This is a genomic window from Streptomyces bohaiensis (genome assembly GCF_012033785.1).
Classification (GTDB): domain Bacteria; phylum Actinomycetota; class Actinomycetes; order Streptomycetales; family Streptomycetaceae; genus Streptomyces; species Streptomyces bohaiensis.
This window is the reverse complement of sequence record NZ_JAAVJC010000024.1, coordinates 1-14,327: the sequence shown is the minus strand read 5'-3', so window position 1 is coordinate 14,327 and position 14,327 is coordinate 1. Positions and strand designations below refer to the sequence as shown.

At 72.0% G+C, this 14,327-nt stretch carries 7 protein-coding genes and 1 CRISPR repeat array; of the genes, 2 read left to right on the top strand and 5 right to left on the bottom strand.

The features are described from left to right. Positions 1-54: 54 nt before the first annotated feature. The 4 genes from casB to HCN52_RS05495 all read right to left on the bottom strand — a co-directional run bounded on the left by casB (position 55) and on the right by HCN52_RS05495 (position 10,168). The gene (casB, locus tag HCN52_RS05510) at positions 55-759 is read right to left on the bottom strand and encodes a type I-E CRISPR-associated protein Cse2/CasB (protein ID WP_168087232.1); all 705 of its coding nucleotides are present in this window, start codon (positions 757-759) and stop codon (positions 55-57) included. A gap of 140 nt (positions 760-899) precedes the next feature. Continuing rightward, positions 900-2,459, bottom strand: a complete 1,560-nt coding sequence (gene casA / locus HCN52_RS05505) for a type I-E CRISPR-associated protein Cse1/CasA (protein WP_312876556.1) — start codon at positions 2,457-2,459, stop codon at positions 900-902. A gap of 89 nt (positions 2,460-2,548) precedes the next feature. Continuing rightward, entirely contained in the window at positions 2,549-5,566 is a 3,018-nt protein-coding gene (locus tag HCN52_RS05500) for a CRISPR-associated endonuclease Cas3'' (RefSeq protein WP_209314193.1), read from the bottom strand. A 280-nt stretch (positions 5,567-5,846) separates the two neighbouring features. After that, positions 5,847-9,291: direct repeats of the CRISPR family, unit length 29 nt; unit sequence GTGTTCCCCGCGCGAGCGGGGGTGGTCCG. A 118-nt stretch (positions 9,292-9,409) separates the two neighbouring features. Continuing rightward, entirely contained in the window at positions 9,410-10,168 is a 759-nt protein-coding gene (locus HCN52_RS05495; RefSeq protein WP_168087230.1) for an SDR family NAD(P)-dependent oxidoreductase, read from the bottom strand. A 149-nt stretch (positions 10,169-10,317) separates the two neighbouring features. On the opposite strand from HCN52_RS05495, the gene HCN52_RS05490 reads away from it, so the two are divergent. Beyond that, entirely contained in the window at positions 10,318-10,944 is a 627-nt protein-coding gene (locus tag HCN52_RS05490) for a TetR/AcrR family transcriptional regulator (protein ID WP_168087229.1), read from the top strand. Between the two features lie 618 nt (positions 10,945-11,562). Beyond that, positions 11,563-12,489 (top strand): DUF8175 domain-containg protein, encoded by a 927-nt coding sequence (locus tag HCN52_RS05485; protein ID WP_168087228.1) that lies wholly within the window; start codon positions 11,563-11,565, stop codon positions 12,487-12,489. Positions 12,490-12,865: 376 nt separating this feature from the next. Here HCN52_RS05485 and HCN52_RS05480 read toward each other — a convergent pair. After that, on the bottom strand, positions 12,866-14,327 hold a 1,462-nt coding region (locus tag HCN52_RS05480; protein WP_209314192.1), incomplete at its 5' end, for a helix-turn-helix domain-containing protein.

Here is a 14,327-nt window from a genome sequence, read left to right as displayed (position 1 = left end):
TCAGCGGCGGGCACCCGGGCCCGGGGCCGATCCGATAGGTGGGAAGGGGCGGACTCACTCGTCCTGCCGGTCGCGTTCGACCTCCGACTCCGCGGTGTGGAGAGCGCGGTAGTAGTCCTCCAGCCAGACGGTGCTGGTCCTGTCGCGGCTGAACGACCACCACTCGATGTCCGCCAACAGACGGCCGTGGTCGGGCTCGACCTCCGAGGACCGCATCAGCCGCAGCAGGCCCGGCAACATGCGGTGCAAGCCGTCGGAGTCCTGCCGGACCAGCAGGTGGAGCCGGGATTCGAACCCGCCGAGTGCTTTCCGCTTGACCTCGGCGTCAGCGAGCGACGCACCCAGGCTCTTGCGTTTCGGCTGCTCCTTGGCTTCCGCTTCCTCGGCCGGCTCGGCAGGAGCGTCGGCCGGGCCTTCCGTCCGGGTGTCCGGGTCGGCCTGCTCGCTCTGGTCGCCCCCTGTGTGCTTCTCGCTCGGGCGGGCTGCGATCAACGCGGCCACCGCGTAGTGGGCGCGCTTCCGCTCGCCATGGACGTCATGGCCGAGGATGCCGTGCCGCAGCAGCGCGGCGTGCGCTCGCGCCGGTACCTGCTCGACGGTTTTACCCTGCGCGCTGCGCAACGCCTGCCGAGTGCCGGGGTCCGCGCAGGCTTCGACCACCCGCCGGCAGAACTCGTCCAAGGCGGCCTGCCGTGCGTCCTGGCGAGGCCGGTCCTTCGTCTGCCGATCGGTGGTGGGCCGCCCGTCAGTTGTGGTCATCAAGATCTCCGGTGTGTTCTGCGAAGGCGGGTACGAGGGGAGCGCGCGGTGGAGGCGCCGGCTTGTCCTCGACGCGCCACGTCTCGGGAGCGGGGCAGTCGGCTCTCACCGACTCGTGGAACCATTCGTCTTCGCCGAGGTCACGGCTTGTCACTGAGGAGTGAAGCGACCAAGCCGCGAGTCTCCTTGCGTGCGCGGGCGCCCCTGGGCTGCGAGGCAACGGATGCGGTGACCCGGTCGAAGGCATCGAGGGCGAGCCTGCCGAACTTCTTCCGCGGAGCGGTGAGATCCCCCTCGTCGAGAAGCTGCCAGAACCGCGCCTCCGCCGCCGGCCAGTACGCGGCGAGCGCCTGGGCGGGCCACGGCCCGTCCTTGTCCTTCTTGGCGTCCTGCTGGAACGGCAGCGTGTACTCGCGCCACGCGGACCGCAGCGCGGTGGTGAGATGCCACGCAGCCTTCTCGGCGGCGTCGCGGGCCTCGCGTGCGGCGACCGCGAGGGCCGCGTCCTTTCCGTCTTCCGCCTCGCTCAGCAGGCGGAAGATCGGCGGAGTGGTCGCCGAGAAGTACGTGCGGTCACGTGTCTGGCCGTCCTGGTCGAACCCGTACGCAACGACGTGCAGCTTCCGGAAGACCGGCTCCGGCAGTTGCGACCCCGTGAGCGTGTCGAACACGGGCGGACGACGGCCGTCGTGCCGCGACTCCAGGATCATGCCGTCGAGATCACGCCAGAGCGCCCGGTCGGCGTCCGCGTACCGAGGGACGCGCGTCCCGTCCTTCAGCTCGTCCCAGATGAGGTAGGGGTCCATCTCCTCGGGTCGCTTCGTCCGGAGCGCCCAGGTGATGACGGCGTCCGAGACGGTACCACTCTCGGCACCCGGGGTCAGCAGAACAGCATGCTGCTGACGGGCGGTGAGCTGGGCTCGTGTGCCGGGCGCGGTGGCCGCAGGGCGCAGCGCGTCGAGCCTCCCGTCGTGCTCCCAGGGGCAGAGGTCCCGCTCCGCCTCCGCGTCGGAGGTGGCGGACGGCACCGGCAGCCCGAGGATGAGCGTCTCGTAGAGCGAACGCCCCGCCGGGTGGCAGGAGAGCGTCCGCCGAAGCGGCCCGGCCGAGGTGTTGCCGAACCGCTGTCCGTCGACCACCCGAGGGGTGCACTGCCCGGAAGGCCCGTAGTACAGCTGGCTGATCAGGTGCAGGACCGCCTCAGCCGACGGAAGAGATACCTGCTCCGCGTCGGTGAAGTGCCCGAAGAAGACCTGGTTGTTGCCTGCAGGCCGGGCCATCACCAGCTTGTTGACGCCGGAAAACTTCGGACACTCGGCGGCGAGCCTCGGGTCCTGCAGGAAGGGGCGGTCCGGATCGTGCAGACGAAGTCCGGCGGCGTGCTGGTCGAAGTACCGGTCGACCGCGGCGGCGTCGAAGCGCTGCCCGTCCGCCAGGCACTCGTAGCGGCGGTCCAGCCACGCGTCGACCTGGCCGTCAGGCAGTCGATCGAGACCCGTGATCCTCGCGGTCATGGCGTACAGGATGCGCATCACGCCGGCGGCGGCCGGCGGGAGGGCAATGGCCAGACCCTCCCACTCGTGGGCGCGCAGGAACACTTCGCGCAGACTCGCGCGGAGGGTCTGCCCCGAACTGAACACCGGCAGCCAGGCGCGGGTGTCGAGCGGGTACGGATCGGTACCGGTGGAGGCGGTGGACACAGGACTTGCACCCCGATCGGGCGGAGAAAGGGACGACGGGCAAGGGCCGGGGCTCTGCAGCGACGAGGTCGGCCGGCCGGCGACGCGGACTACTCGGCGGAGACGAGCATCCCGAGGTGACGGTCGTAGGTGATGCGGTGGCCGCCCACTCGACAGCCGACGACACCGTCCACGGTGACCGTGTGGGGCAGCACCACCACGCGTGCCAGCCGCGGTTCCTCGGCCCACGCCGGCGGCGGTTCGTTCTCCGCGCCGCACGCGTTGCGCCAAGGCCCGTGGGCCAGCGGCGCGACGTGGCCGAGGATGTCACGGACCTCGCCGCGGGTGAAGCGTCTGTCGCGGCGGCTGCCGTGCGCGGGAAGCTGAACGGTGCAGGCCTCGTCCAGCCAGCGGCCACGCTCGTCCTCGTAGACCGGAAGCACGGGTACGGAGTCCACGCCGAGCCTGCTGCGGATCATGTCCTCGTCCACGTCGCTCGTGGTCAACTCGTGCAGCGAGGACAGCCGGTTCGGTGCCTTGAGCGCGGCCATGTGAGCGAGCGACGTCTGCGCCATGTCGTCCGCCAGCCGGCTGAGGTCGCGCTTCAACAGTGTCTCGGGGTCGTCCGAGGGGAACTCCCCGGCGTAGACCTCGTCGACCAGCTGCTGCACGTCGCCCGGCACTGCGACCGGTTTGCCCGAGCGGCGTTCGAGAAGCTCGAAGGTGCGCTGCAGCAGCGACGGAGCGTAGACCTCGCCCCAGGTACGGGGTGGCTGGACGCCACCGTTGCGGCCGATCGGAGCGAGCACCACCATGTGGGGCGCGGCAGCCCACCGCGGGCGGATCGAAGCAGGCAACGGGTGCCGCCACAGCCGACCGGCGCGCTGCAGCAGCATCGCCATCGGCGCCAGGTCGGAGATCACGAGGTCGAAGTCGAGGTCGAGGCTCTGTTCGATGACCTGCGTCGCCACCAGGATGGCGCCGGAGCCGGCGGGACGTTCCACGCCTTCGTCTTCGACCTTGCCGAACCATCGCTCCGCCTCGGCAGTGAGGTCGGCTCGCCGCTGTTGCGGGAAGCGGGCGTGCAGCAGGCGGAGTCGCGTACCGGGCCCTGGCGTGCCCAGACCGGCAGCCGAGTCGGGACCGGCGGGCACGCCGGGGTCGTCGTCAGCGGCTCGGTACGCACCGCCGTGAAGACTTTCCAGGTAATCAGCGATGGCCTGGTAGGTCTGCTGGGCTTCGGCGACCGTGGTGCAGATGACCGCCACGCAGCCTCCGGACTCCGCCACACCCCGCAGCTCCTCCAGCAGGGCAGCCAACCGGCCCTCGCGGTCGGCCGCATCGTAGCTGTGACGCACCCTGCGCACGTCGATGGCGAGTTCGCGGGCACGGACCGTCCCGACCGGAGCAGCGGGAACGGTGACCGGCCCGCCGTCCGCCGGCGCCCACATCCATCCCGGATAGGCCGGGGCCGGCAGCTCGCCTGCGGTCCCTCCGGGTCGCGCGCCGCGCAGGTATGCGGTGACCAGGCCGCGCGCTGTCTCTCCAGTCAGGGTGGCCGACAGCAGAACGACCGGTACTCGCAGCGCTCCCAACCATTCCAGGAGGCGTACCAGGAGGGCGTGGGTGTAGGCATCGAAGGCGTGAGCCTCGTCGACGACCACGGTCTTCCCCGCCAGTCCGAAGTGGCGGAGCGCGTTCCGGCGCAGGGGGAGTACCGCCATCAACGCCTGGTCGATCGTGCCGACCGCCACCGGCGCCAGGATGCCGCGGCCTCGGCCCCTCAGCCAGTTCCCTGCTTCGACCGAGACCGTCGAGGCGCCGTGCTCCGAGCCGGGCTCGCAGTCGGACACCACACGGGGGTCCGACACCTCGTCACCGTCCTGCTGCGGCTGGGGCTGGTCGGCAGGGGATGGCTGCCCGGCGGACGGAGGGGTGGTGCACGAAGGGGAGGTGTACGGGGCGTACAGGTCGGCGGCTCCGTGAAGCAACGTGAGCTGCGCGGAATCCGTCAGGTTGGCGGTGCAGAAGCGCACAAGGCGGCCGTACATCTGGTTGGCCGTCGCCTGCGTCGGAAGGGCGAAGAACAGGCCGGACGTGCCGGCGGCTGCACCGATGACCGCGGAGGCATGCAGCGCCGTCTCGGTCTTGCCCTCACCAGTGGGCGCCGTGACCAGCAGAATCCCGGGGCCGTCCAGTGCGGCCTCTCGAAGCCCGTCCGCCACGCTCGTCTGGAGCGGGTAGGGCACGGCGATCTGCGGAAAGTGCTCCCGGAAGGAGCCGGGACGGAACTGCGCGGCGCCGAGGCCCGCCTCCCGCACGAGGTCGGGAGCGGCAGCCTGGGCACTGCGCATATGCGCCCGCAGCGATTCGGGAGAGCCGTAGTCGGGGTGCGCGTCCACCACGGTCGCCAGCTGGTGGCAGATGGCGTGCTCCTGGCTGGCGATCCAGTCGGAGACGATCACCACCCCGGCAACGACCGCTGCGAGCTGCCGGGGCAGTGGTCCGCCGACGGGCGCAGCCGGCCGGCCCAGCAGCTCGTGGAGGGCGACGGCATGGCGTCGACGTTCCTCGGACCACCCGCCCGAACCCAGCTCCGGAGTGCGGGACGACGGGTCCCGGAAGTCACGCGGATCGGCGTCCTGGGGATAGCGGCCGTGATGGCCCCCGAGCACCTGCGCCACCTGCGGTGTCAGCAGAGAGCCGAGTCTTCTTCCCTCGCTGCTGGGGTAGCCCAACTCGCCGAACAGCAACGGCACGACGAAACTGGTGGCGTTCTCATGGCGAACCCTGGTGTCATCGCCCGCGGTTCGACGGCCTTGGACGTAGCTCGCCTCCGCGAGGAAGGCACAGTGGCCGGGGCGCTCGCTGAGAATCATGTCCTGGAACTGCGGCATGATCTTGCCGAGATCGTGCAGCCCGGCCCAGAACATGAGCAAGAGTCGAGCGTGCTCCTCGGGGACCTGCAAGGCAGCAGCTAAGCGCGCCCGCAACCCAGCCGGCAGGACGCCGCCCCACACCGCGCCGCAGACCGCTGCCGTATCGATCAGATGTCCGATCAACGCGTACGGCGCGGGCAGCCCCCTCGACTTGCCACACAGGCGCACGTCAACCACACGATCCCCCATAGCTCTCCCCGGATCTCTTGGCTTCACCTCACCACACGGGTCTGACAACGCGTCGGGGAGATGAGAGAACCCGCTGGCAAAGGAATTGCAAAGCGGCCCTGACGTCGCAGGTGGCGAGGCGTTTCCTCCCTCGCGCGAGCGCGGCCTGGAGGACCAACCGAGAGGTTCTCCTCTCCACAGCGCACCCCAACTCGACAGCTCTGGCAGGATGCCACGCATGACCTCCACGACGCATGGCAAAGGATTTGCAAAGCCCTCCTAACGCCGCAGCTCGGGAAGGGTGTTCCCCGCGCGAGCGGGGGTGGTCCGCGGTCCGTGCCGGACCCGCTGTGGCTGTTCGCGTGTTCCCCGCGCGAGCGGGGGTGGTCCGGCACCGGGGACCACCGAAACCAACCCCTACCGGTGTTCCCCGCGCGAGCGGGGGTGGTCCGGGGTGTGCCACAGGGTGGGACTCACCCCCCGGGTGTTCCCCGCGCGAGCGGGGGTGGTCCGATGTGTGGGCCGTCGGGGTCGCCGGGGCGCGGGTGTTCCCCGCGCGAGCGGGGGTGGTCCGCGCTCCGTGACGAGTCCGGATCTCCCGTCGTAGTGTTCCCCGCGCGAGCGGGGGTGGTCCGCGCGCCGGATTCGCGAACGTGGAGGAGTCGACGTGTTCCCCGCGCGAGCGGGGGTGGTCCGGCCCGCGACCGTGCGGCCAAGGAGTTGGCCGCGTGTTCCCCGCGCGAGCGGGGGTGGTCCGACGGACTTCGGTCGGCTGGTGACGGAGCTCGCGTGTTCCCCGCGCGAGCGGGGGTGGTCCGTCGTCCGCGGTCCACCCCATCGAATGGTGGATGTGTTCCCCGCGCGAGCGGGGGTGGTCCGGCCGACGAGGAGCGGGCCCGTTCCGAGGAGGCGTGTTCCCCGCGCGAGCGGGGGTGGTCCGCCCGGCACCACCCGCCCGGTCGACCCCGGCGCGTGTTCCCCGCGCGAGCGGGGGTGGTCCGCGCGCGACCGCACGGCGGTTGCCCGCGCCGCCGTGTTCCCCGCGCGAGCGGGGGTGGTCCGCGATGAGCGCCACGCTCCCGCCCCCGGCCCGCGTGTTCCCCGCGCGAGCGGGGGTGGTCCGAAGAAGCGCACCACCTGACCGAGCAGGACGGAGTGTTCCCCGCGCGAGCGGGGGTGGTCCGCCAGTCGCGGCGCAGCCAGTGCCCGGGGTTGTGTGTTCCCCGCGCGAGCGGGGGTGGTCCGGAACCGACCAGTGACCACCCCCGCTGAAACGGGTGTTCCCCGCGCGAGCGGGGGTGGTCCGTCGTGGATGACGAAGGCGTCGTCGTCGACCGGGTGTTCCCCGCGCGAGCGGGGGTGGTCCGGAGGGCGAGCAGGCGTCGGTAGAGGGGCGGCCGTGTTCCCCGCGCGAGCGGGGGTGGTCCGCGGACGACGATGACGTGCAGTTCGGCGAGGGTGTGTTCCCCGCGCGAGCGGGGGTGGTCCTTCCCCGCCCGGAGTATCCGGGCCCCACATCCCGTGTTCCCCGCGCGAGCGGGGGTGGTCCGAACGACGTGTTCAGAACCCATCCCTTGACCGTGTGTTCCCCGCGCGAGCGGGGGTGGTCCGGGCCCGTGGCGCATGGACCAGACCGGCCGTGAGTGTTCCCCGCGCGAGCGGGGGTGGTCCGTACACCGGCGCACCGCCGTCGTGGGACATGACGTGTTCCCCGCGCGAGCGGGGGTGGTCCGATCGGCGTCGACCTGGACGCCGCTGCGGCGATGTGTTCCCCGCGCGAGCGGGGGTGGTCCGCGTGAGCGTCGGATCGAGGCGACCGCCCAGCTGTGTTCCCCGCGCGAGCGGGGGTGGTCCCGACCGGAGCCCCGCAATCTCACCCGGTCCGATGTGTTCCCCGCGCGAGCGGGGGTGGTCCGAGCATCAGCCACGCCACGGCGGCGAGGACGGCGTGTTCCCCGCGCGAGCGGGGGTGGTCCGACTCCGGCCCGCGACATCATCGCCGGATACGCGTGTTCCCCGCGCGAGCGGGGGTGGTCCGACGGCCCGCAGCCCTTCGACATGTACGACTGGGTGTTCCCCGCGCGAGCGGGGGTGGTCCGGTAGATCCTCCCCGGACGAACTGACTCAGCCGGTGTTCCCCGCGCGAGCGGGGGTGATCCGCCGTTTGCTGAGGAGCTTCAGGGTCTCGCCGCGTGTTCCCCGCGCGAGCGGGGGTGGTCCGCACGTGACGATCACGGGCTTGAGCAGGATGAGGTGTTCCCCGCGCGAGCGGGGGTGGTCCGACGACCTCCGAGCTCGTAGGCGCCGACTCCTGGTGTTCCCCGCGCGAGCGGGGGTGGTCCGGGGTGGTCGGCGCCCGGTATGGGGCGGTATGCGTGTTCCCCGCGCGAGCGGGGGTGGTCCGGCCCGGGAGATCACCGTGCTCTCCGGCCTCCGGTGTTCCCCGCGCGAGCGGGGGTGGTCCAGGACGCGCATTTCTACCGCCGCGTAGTCCACGGTGTTCCCCGCGCGAGCGGGGGTGGTCCGCGCAGTTGGACCACACGGTCCTCAGCCGGCTCGTGTTCCCCGCGCGAGCGGGGGTGGTCCGATTACGCGTGGGTGATCCTCGGTGTGCCCGTGGTGTTCCCCGCGCGAGCGGGGGTGGTCCGGATCTTCTCAGGAGCCTCGATGAACGAGCCCGGTGTTCCCCGCGCGAGCGGGGGTGGTCCGGTTCGAGTGGGATGAGGAATGGCAGGGCGAGGGTGTTCCCCGCGCGAGCGGGGGTGGTCCGGCGCCCAGGACGGCCCAGTGGTGGAGTACTCCGTGTTCCCCGCGCGAGCGGGGGTGGTCCGTGCGGCGACATCGGGCCGGTGATCGTGGCGCCGTGTTCCCCGCGCGAGCGGGGGTGGTCCGCGCGGGGCAGGCAGCCGCTCATACAGGGAGCAGTGTTCCCCGCGCGAGCGGGGGTGGTCCGCTGCCCAGTCCTCGTCTGGGATGCGGATCTGCGTGTTCCCCGCGCGAGCGGGGGTGGTCCGCTGACGGAGCCGACGGTGTAGGGGCGCTCCAGGTGTTCCCCGCGCGAGCGGGGGTGGTCCGCGGCAAGCTCGGCACGGCTCAGCCAGCCGCTCGTGTTCCCCGCGCGAGCGGGGGTGGTCCGATGTGCAGCGGCATCAGCCGGGCGTACTCGGCGTGTTCCCCGCGCGAGCGGGGGTGGTCCGTCGACTTCGACCTCGGGGACCTGTCCGGTGGCGTGTTCCCCGCGCGAGCGGGGGTGGTCCGGAGCTGAGCACGCTGCGGCGCAGGGCCACATCGTGTTCCCCGCGCGAGCGGGGGTGGTCCGAGGTCGGCACCCCGGTCCCCGACCAGGGCGAGGTGTTCCCCGCGCGAGCGGGGGTGGTCCGCGGCGGACATGTTCGGCGTCGACGTCCGCACCTTGTTCCCCGCGCGAGCGGGGGTGGTCCTTCAGCATCGAGGCGGTAGCCGGGTCCGAGGACGTGTTCCCCGCGCGAGCGGGGGTGGTCCGCCCTTGGGGACGTTCCCGGTGTGGAGGACGCCGTGTTCCCCGCGCGAGCGGGGGTGGTCCGCAGATCCAGCAGGCCGTCCGCGCCCAACTCCGGTGTTCCCCGCGCGAGCGGGGGTGGTCCGCAGCCATGGTCACCGCGACTCTCGAACGCCGAGTGTTCCCCGCGCGAGCGGGGGTGGTCCGCACTATCCCGTCACCGCGGTCGAGATCAGGGGGTGTTCCCCGCGCGAGCGGGGGTGGTCCGGCGTCCATCAGGTCGACAGTGAGCGGAGGGTGGTGTTTCCCGCGCGAGCGGGGCGACACGTGGGCTACCCCGCCTCGGCGGCGCCTTCCTCTGACCGCCCTCCACCGCCAGCCGCCGGTCAGAGGAAGGCGCCGCCGGAGACCTCGATGCGTTGGGCGGTGACCCAGCGCAGGCCGTCGGTGGCCAGGGTGGCGATGGCGTCGCCGATCTCCTCGGGTTCGCCGACGCGGCCGAAGGCGGTCTGTCCGGCGAGCACTTGGCGCATCTCGGCGTTGTCCCGCATCGCTCCCCCGTTGAAGTCGGTGGCGGTCGGCCCGGGGGCGATGGAGTTGACGCGGATTCCGCGCGCGCCGAGTTCGCCGGCGAGGGTGCGGCTGAGGGCTTCGACGGCGGCCTTCGAGGCGGAGTAGACCGAGGTGGCGGGGCTGGTGTGGCGGGTCAGCGACGTCGAGACGTTGATGACGCTGCCGCCCTGGGCCAGCAGGGGCGCGATCGCCTGGGTGAGGAAGAACGTCCCCCGGACGTTGGTGCCCATCACGGCGTCGAAGTCCTCGACCGTGACCGCCTCCAGCGGCCCGAAGACCCCCACTCCCGCGTTGTTGACCAGGACGTCGAGCCGCGAGGCTCCCCAGCGCTCCAGCTGCTCGCTCAACTCGGAGGTGAAGGACGGGAAGGAGTCGACGTCACGGATGTCGAGCCGGAGCGCAGCAGCCGTTCCGCCCGCCGCCTGCACCTGCTTCACCGTCTTCTCCGCCCCCGCCGGGTCGCCACGGTGGGTGACGACGACCCGCAGCCCGCGGGCGGCCAGGGCGATGGCGGCCGCGCGGCCCAGGCCGCGGTTGGCGCCGGTCACCAGAGCGATCTTGTCGGTGGTCATGAGCTGCTCCCTCACCGGGCGGCTGCCGGAGTCAGCCGGCACCGCGGTTGCGATGCGAGTCACTCGACTCGCCTTTCACTCATCACGGTAGGTGTACCACAAGAGACGAGTCAAGTGACTCGCCTCGGGGCTGCGGCATACTGGGACGCATGGCAGCAGAGCTCTCCGCACACCACCGCCGGCTCGCCCAGCAGAAGCGCGAGGCGATCACCACCGCCGCCGCGGCGCTGTTCCTGGAGCGCGGCTACGACGGCACCTCGCTGGCGCGGATCGCGGAGGCCGCCGAGGTCTCGAAGTCCACCCTGTTCAAGCAGTTCCCCACCAAGGCGGCCCTCTTCGAGGCCATCGTCACCGAGTCCTGGAAGCGCGACGACGCCGACGCCGTCGACCAGCCGCAGAGCGGGGACCTCCGCGCCGGACTGACGGCCGTCGGCCACCGCTACGCCGAACTGATCGGCCGGCCGACGATGGCGGCGCTGTTCCGGATCGTCATCGCCGAACTGCCCCGCTTCCCCGAGCTGGGGCAGATGCAGTTCCAACTCGGCAAGCTGCCCTACTTCACCTCCGTGCAGCGCTACTTGGAAGCCGAGCACGAGGCGGGCAACGCCGACGTCCCCGACGCCGAGAGCGCGGCGAACCAGTTCCTCGGGATGATCGCCAACTACGTGCTCTGGCCCCGGATGCTGCTGACCGACTGGAACCCCACCGCCGACGAGGTCGACACCGCCGTCGACGAGGCCGTGCGGACCATGCTCGCCCGGTACGCCCGGGACTGACCTCCCGGTCCCAGCCGAGGCCGGTGCGGCGCAGTGCGCCGACGCACCGCCGCTCCCTCGCCCGGACGGATGCGCCCGCTCGCTCCGCCTGGTGCGGGCGACCTGCCACGCCGCTCACCGGCGGCAGGTGGTCGGCGACAGCTGCCGCGAGGCGAGGCGCCCGCCGTTGCGCGCCGTCACCGGACCGCCCCGGGCGTCGTTTCCCGCACAGGCCGGGTTCCGCCGGTCGGGATGGCCGAGGGCCGCGAGCCCCGCTAGTGTTCCCGCGCGAGCGGCGTCGGCCGGCGGCGGGGGGCGGCAAGCACGCACCGGGGGGGGTGCGCGGCGCACCACACGCGCGCGCAAGGGGCGGGAGACCGACGTCTTCTCCCGATCTCCCTGACTCATGTTCATCCGTGCACTGGACAGGATCAGCTCCGCTCTCCGCCGCGCGGAGCCGAAGGGACCACTGATGAGGGAACGTGCTCGTGATCGCGACCGGACGGCGACGCGGCCGGCCTCCGCTTCGGGTGGCCGATCGACGGCGATCACAGCCGACGCGGGCAGTGCGCCGTCGCTCCCCGTGCTGGGCGCGAGGTTGATCGGCGGCTTCGACTCCACCACTCCCGGGACAGCTCGGTGAGCCGCCCCAGCCGCCCGGGGTGGGAGAAGGCCGACGAGGAAGACCGCAAGGCCATGTGGAAGGGCATCCGCATCGGCGGCAGCTTCCTGGGGATGATCGCGGTCCTCGGCTACTCGTACGTCGTGACGCGGACGGACGACTCTGCGGGCTCCAGCGCCGAGACGGAGGAGTGGAATCCCTGGGAGAGCGAGGAGTACCTGAATCGGCTCCCCGAGGAAATGGCCGATGCGATGCGCCGCCAGAACGGGTCCGACGGGTCCGACGGGTCGGAGGAGCCCGGGGAGCCCGAGGAGACTGACGAGTCCGACGGGCCCGCACAGTCCGACGGATCCGGGGAGTCCGAGCCGGCCGATCAGCCGGAGGTGAGCGGGCTGGACTGGACCGGCGTGCAGTACGAGTACCTGAACGGAACGCTGCTGCCGATCAGCCCCGCCCACGGCCCCAGCAATCACGGGCCGGAGGGGGCCGGTGGGTTCAGCCGGGACACCGGCGGTGCGGTCCTGGCCGCCATGCACCACTCCGTACGCGTCGCACCCCAGGTCGGGCCCGATGTCTTCTGCCCCGCCATCGGGCAGATGGTCGGCGACACCGAGATGATGCTGACCAGGACCGACGCCGACTACCAGGTGGCCCGGGCGTCACACGGTCTCCAGGACGGCGAACCGCTGCCGCCCAACGACATGTTGATCGGCTACGACGTTCCCGTCCCCATCGACGCAACCAATGACGTGGGTGATGTGGGGGAGTTGACCGTGCATCTGCTCTCCCGGGGCGCCGGGCAGGGCGGTCGCGAGGTGACCGTCTCCGTGGCGGTCGCGTTGTCCTGGGTCGACGACGACTGGCGCCTCCACGTCCCGCCGGGCGGCACCTGGCTCGGGGAGCTCGTCGAGAACACCGAGGACTACGAACTCCTGCCCCGGTAGGACGGGTCGGCGCGCACGCCGGATCCGGATCGCCCCGCGCCCCGTCCATCGCCGCCGACGCTCTCCGCCGACAGCCGCCGCCATCATGGTTCGGCGTCGGTCGTCGCCCTCAGTCGTCGGCGTCGGCGGGGTCGGGGTGGGGGGCCGGTGGGTGGATGCGGTTGCAGGTCGGACAGAGCGGCGGAATGGGGCGCCGGATGTGCTCCGGGGTTCCCTCCGGCCAGGGAATCGGCTCGGGCATCATCTCTCCCGTGACAGCAGGAACACGTAAGGTCACCAGAGTGGCGGGTCGTGGGCGGGCGGTGTTTCACAGTTTGTGAAACACCGCCCTCTTGACCGCAGTTGTCGCCTTCTGTTCGGAACCGGGCCTGTTCTGTCAGACGCCCATCCACCGCGCCATGGCGCCGACGCCCTCGCGGTCGGCGGCGCGGCGCAGCGCGCGGACGGTGTCCCGTGCCTGAGGGTGGAACCGCACCTGCTGCGGCGCGGCGGCGCGCGCCTGGCGCAGCGACTCGTACGCCCCGGCGCGGTCCCCGGTCCACAACTGGGCGCGGCTGATGTCGATCAGGTGGTGGCTGACCCGGTCCGGGTACCGCCGCGCGAAGCCGGGATCGAGGTGGACGTCCGCCGCCAGCCGCAGCGCCCGCCCGTACTCCCCCACCTCCACCTCCAGCGCGACCTGGTGGACCAGCGCGTTGGACGGGCCGTACGAGAGCAGGTAGTTGGTGGTCTCGCCGCCGAGGCGGCGCGCGGTCTCCCACGCCTCGTCCCAGTGCGCACGGGCGGCATCGGCCGCCGCCTTCACCCCGGGCGCGGTGCGCGCGGCGAGGATGGTGGCGCGCAACCGGAGGTTGCCCTGCACGCACAGCGCGGGTGTCTCGCCCCGGTCGGCCGCCGGCGCCACGTCGGCGAGGCACTGCTCCATCAGGCGCAGCCCGATGTCGTGCCGTCCGGTGGAGAAGCAGGACTGCGCCCGAAGGAATCCGGTCAGCATCACGAGGTACGGGTCGGCGGACTTCTCGGCGCTGACGACCATCCGGGCCAGGATGATGTTGGACAGGTCGAGGTGGCCCAGTTTGTGCGTCGCGTCGTGGACGCAGCGGTAGGCGAACGCCAACGCCCGGTGCAGGCGCTCCAGTTCCCGTCCCTCCAGCCGGTGCGAGTGCTGCACCAGCTCCTCGATGAGCGGGGGCGTCCCGCTGAGGACGGCGAGGTAGTCGGCGCCCCGGCGGATGTCGTTCATGCGCTGCACGTCGCGGTGGACCTCGCGCAGCGGCCGGGGAGCGGTCTGCGGTTCCAGCGGCACGTCCCAGTTCTCCAGCGCGGCCCGGACCGCGGCCAGCGGCGCCTCGTACCGGGCGTCGCGCTGGTCCTCCTGGAACGGCTGGCCCATCAGGGTGCTGGCTTCGATGTGCAGGGCGCGCGCCACCGCCGCGACGAGGGCCGGGGACGCGGGACGGTTCCCGGACTCGACCTTCGTCAGCAGGCTGTAGGAGACCGACGCCCGCTGTGCCAGACCGCGCCCGGTGAGGTGCGCGAGCCGTCGCTGTTCGGCGATGCGGGCGCCGATGTGCTGGTCGCTGTCGCGCATTGCGCTCCCTTTCCGATCGGTGCCGAGGTCGGCCTCAGGACGGTACCCAGCGGCACCTGCCGGACTCTCGAACAGCGCGGTGCCGGGAGGTGAGGCCGGGCGGTCGCAGTGCGCACCCTGCGTCCCGCAGCGCACGGGATTCCCCGCCGGGCCGAGGGTCAGCAGGACCGCCAGCAGCGTCACCGTCAGGGAACGCAGTGCCGCTCGACTGTCGATACGCCGCCGTCGCCGGTCGGCGGGGGTGGTG